3 protein-coding genes and 1 tRNA gene are annotated in these 3,996 nt (G+C 52.5%); 1 reads left to right on the forward strand and 3 read right to left on the reverse strand.

All coding sequences use genetic code 11. The features are described from left to right. Positions 1–154 precede the first annotated feature (154 nt). From ACIGEK_RS22365 to ACIGEK_RS22375, 3 genes are all read right to left on the reverse strand, one after another. Positions 155–277: transfer RNA gene (locus tag ACIGEK_RS22365), tRNA-OTHER, on the reverse strand. A 171-nt stretch (positions 278–448) separates the two neighbouring features. Beyond that, the gene (locus ACIGEK_RS22370) at positions 449–958 is read right to left on the reverse strand and encodes a ProQ/FinO family protein (protein WP_397495426.1); all 510 of its coding nucleotides are present in this window, start codon (positions 956–958) and stop codon (positions 449–451) included. Between the two features lie 612 nt (positions 959–1,570). Further along, a complete protein-coding gene (locus tag ACIGEK_RS22375) occupies positions 1,571–2,905 on the reverse strand; it encodes a hypothetical protein (protein ID WP_397495427.1) in 1,335 nt (444 codons plus the stop codon). 319 nt (positions 2,906–3,224) lie between these two features. On the opposite strand from ACIGEK_RS22375, the gene ACIGEK_RS22380 reads away from it, so the two are divergent. Next, entirely contained in the window at positions 3,225–3,923 is a 699-nt protein-coding gene (locus tag ACIGEK_RS22380; protein WP_397495428.1) for a hypothetical protein, read from the forward strand. The last annotated feature ends 73 nt before the right edge of the window (positions 3,924–3,996 follow it).

Consider the following 3,996-nt stretch of genomic DNA (forward strand, 5'->3'; position numbering starts at 1 on the left):
GCATTATAGGGACAATGAAACGCAGGTCAATCGATTGTTATGCTTTTGTTGCAATAACCACCAACATCCAGGCCGTCAGCCCCAGAACCGCGTCGCCTGCAGAAACGACAAAGCCCAGACCTTTCAGACTGGGCTTTGTCAATGCAACTATATATGGTCGGGACGGAGTGATTCGAACACTCGACCCCTAGCACCCCATGCAGGCTTACGTGTTCTAAACTTCTGATTTATCTAGCATTACCTAGGGCGCTCGCTGCAACCGATGCCCCACGCCCCCCAACGGCTCTCAACGTTATCCCGCAAAAGTCCCTGAGGCGTTTTGGACCTCTGCGCCCCACTCCCGCACCAGAACATTTAGCATGCCCAGACAACCGTAAAAGGTGGAGCGGACAACCTTTGCCCGCCGGGTAGGTGATTGAGCGGCTCGGTGCCGAGCGCGTGTGATCCCTTAATCCACGACCTCTTCCACAACGGTCTCGACAGCCTTGTCCTCTAAAAGCGCTTTCGGCTTTGCCTGATTCCGTCGAGCTTGTCCGCGCTGCCGCGTAGCCTGATGTTTCGCATGCAGAGCCTGAGCCGCCGTCACAATGCCTACTGCCTGGCCGCTTAAGTCCAAGCGCGGCGCATTCTCTGTCATGCATGCCCAGTATCGACTTCCTCGGCACCAGGTCGCGACGCCCTGCTTGAGTTGTTCGCTGGTTATTCCGAGCAGTTCCAGGTGTTGCTCAGCATCTTTGAGAATGCCTTCCTTTAATGGAATTTTGGGTGCAGGACTAACCGGAAAGGCTAATGGAAAGTGCTTCTGCAAGAGCCAGATCGCTTCTACTGCAGGATCTTGCTCACGAAGCTTCGTCTGCGGAGAAGGCTTCCGCACAAGCTGCTTCGTACTATCAGGCTTTACCTGCACGTTTTCGGCCCGCAGGCGGTCGCGTAACTCAGCAAGTTGTTCAAAACCCATCGTTCAATTCGCAGTTTCAGTTGAAATGTGGAGCAAGGTTATCCCATGCAGTCTTTTGACACAGCTTAATCAAGGGTCGGCATGATTAAGGATAAGGACTGCTTTTAGGCTGACCGCGCTCGTTACGACAGGCTACAACCTGCCTAAAGCGGCTATCACACGCGCCCACATCGATTACCACCACTAGCCCTTCAAGCCACCCGCCTAAACGCTTCTACAGATTCCCTCTGTGCGTCAACGAGACAGCCTGCCCTCTGTCATTTTCCAGCTACAAGTTCGTCGGTTTCCTCATAGTTCTCTGGCTTGTTTTAGTCGTACTCAACATCAAACCTTCCGTCGGGGTATAGCGTGAATGCTACTGCCAAAATGCGCTGCCCAAGTTCAAGCAGTACACCGGCTGTTATCAGGCCGCGACGTTTAGTTGGCCCCGCCCCTTGAACTCACAATAAAACAATTGCCTGTACTTCGTTAATTCAGTGATTGGAAAGACTCCTGGCCTAAGCATTCCGAATAGAGTAATCAACGTCTATCCAAGCACTTATCTAGCCAGCCTGTGTAAGCAAAATGATCAGGCCTTTTGGCGCAGTGCTTGGTTCTTGATTACAGAGCAGGTCATTTCCCGCTTCTATTCTCAAGCAACTGTTTGCCTATGCCATATGTAGTGCCGCTGATGCCAAGAAATATCAGCCAGGTTGAGTCAAATACCGGGTAGCTGAGTTGTTGCTGAACATGGAAAATACCCACCACCAGCAGCAGGATATTCACTACGACTGCTTGATAGCGATGCAGTTGTTTCTGTTCGTCGAAGCCGGTCAGCAAGTCGTACCAAAACCCACGGGATGGTACGTAGTCTCGGCCGTTATTGGCGTTGCGGTCTGCGACCCAGGAAATTCCAGCCGTGGAAACGCTGATGCCCAGCAGGGCCAATAACGAGCCATCGATGCGGCGTAGATCGCCGTAAAGCAACCAAAGGAAAAGCCCGGTGGCCACGGCGAAGGTGAACCACAGCGCCATTTGCGTACGACTCAAACTGTAGGACGCGCGAAGGGGCTGCCATCTGTATTTTTGCAGTGCCAGGCCTACGGTGGTCGGCACGATTTCCGCATCTGAAAGGGGCCGCCCTGCCAGCGCAGATTCGGCCAGATCGTCGTACGCCGATTGCGGCGTGGAGTTGTAGTTCGGATCTGCTTTTGACAGGAGTTCTTGACGCGCATCCTCATTGGAGGTCCCGGCGAGCGCTTTTTTCAGCCTATCCGCATTGCTCCACCAAGTCGGAATCGCAGAGTCCGGCGCGTCGCGCAGTGTGTCTGTGGCAATGCCGATGTAGACGATGGCACCTATAGCAAGGAGCACTAGAACCAGCGCGATGGCCATTCGGGAAACTGTAGTAATGCTGACGGTAGCGCTGATTGTTGAGCGCACAGGCAACATAGGCATGGCACTGCTGTCGTTGGCGCGCCAACCCAAGGCAGCGTTGAGCCTACGCGGTTCCAACAGTGCGCCATCCGCATAGAGCACTGACCACAATTGCTGAGTTTCAGCGCCTTGGCGGATTCGGTATCTCAGTACAAAGTTTGTGTCGACCTGTTCTCGAGCGACGATATAAGCATCGTTAGGTAATGCGACACCGTTAAGAAACAACAAGAACTGGCCGGGAACGCCGGCGTTGCTCGTGACGACATTCTCGAACTCTGTTTTATTTACCGCGATGATCAAGTCACCAGTACCGATCAGGTCGGCGGGCTTTTCAACGTCGCTTGCATTGGTGCTTAGCAGCGAGCAAGGGGGAAGATTGGGATACGCCTTCTGCGGGTTGCTGCCGAACAACCCCCCATCGCTGACCAGCACGCACTTGGTTTCCAGCGTTAAATCTGCCGTATAACCCTCGATACTGATAAGGCTCAACACCCACAACACGCCCATCAATCGCCATATCGATTTCGACATCTGACTGACCCTCCTTGTCTTCACCCAGGATGGGCGAATGGCTGTCTGTGTTTTTACAGAATCGTATCGTCTGGCCAGCACCTGTTCGGATTTCGAATGCCGCGTGGCGGTCGTCACCCAGCGTAGTAACAGAAATCACAGATCGTCAAGTTAATGCCAAAAACTGGCTTTGTTTACGTCATGATCCGCAAGTGACTGAGTAATATTGTTATTTCCACAGAAAATATAAATCCAGTTTAGCTTGCCGGAATGAAAGGAGCGACTACAGTTTTGGCTCATGGCGAAGTGATAGCAATGCCACGGATCAGGCGGGGGTGATATGAGCACAAACTTGTTGTTCAAGTTATATGGGGATTTTCACTGGCCGCCTTCGCCGACGGTTGCGGCGTCGCCGACGCGCAAGCGTGGGTGCGTCGAGATTTACTATACAAAACTCAAGGGTGGGGACTATGAAGCCTACCTGGTGTGGGTGCCAAAGGAGGTTTCGAACGTATTACCGAGCGAGATAGCTGATGATTCCCCGTCCCTTCGTACTATCGACTCTCCAGATGACTGGTTCGCGTCACCGTCGAACGCTAATAAACCAATCTGGATTGATCGAACCGAAGACCCAAAGAAAAAGGTAGCCCTTCATTTTCGAGGAGGCTTCCTTTTTGAGCAGTATTCGCAGGCCAGCCAAAAAAAAAGTCCCGAACTGCGCTGGCCACTAGTTCCTGAATATGAATCTGGTAAAGCCACTCTGTTCTCCACGCTGACTATCAACGGTTCTGGCGACCTGCCCTCCAAGTTAAATTTTATGCTCTCCCTGCCATTGCCGGTGAACCATTCAAATGCGAATGATTTAGCGGCGTTCCCGATAAGGGCGGTTTACTCCGCGAAAGTCGGCCTTGCCAGTCAGATCGGCAAACTCTTTGCGTTTTACGGGCGTGGGTTCAAAAAAGATGGAACGACTGCTGATGAGCACTTAATCGAAAAGGCAACCGCAAAACGACTGGGTGAATCGCCCCTAGTTTCGTAGACACCTCCAGGCCTCATAATACGGTCCATTAGGAGGTGCCATGAGCAACCCGCGTTATCCCGAAGAATTCAAA

Source organism: Pseudomonas sp. NPDC079086, assembly GCF_044542155.1.
Lineage (GTDB): Bacteria > Pseudomonadota > Gammaproteobacteria > Pseudomonadales > Pseudomonadaceae > Aquipseudomonas.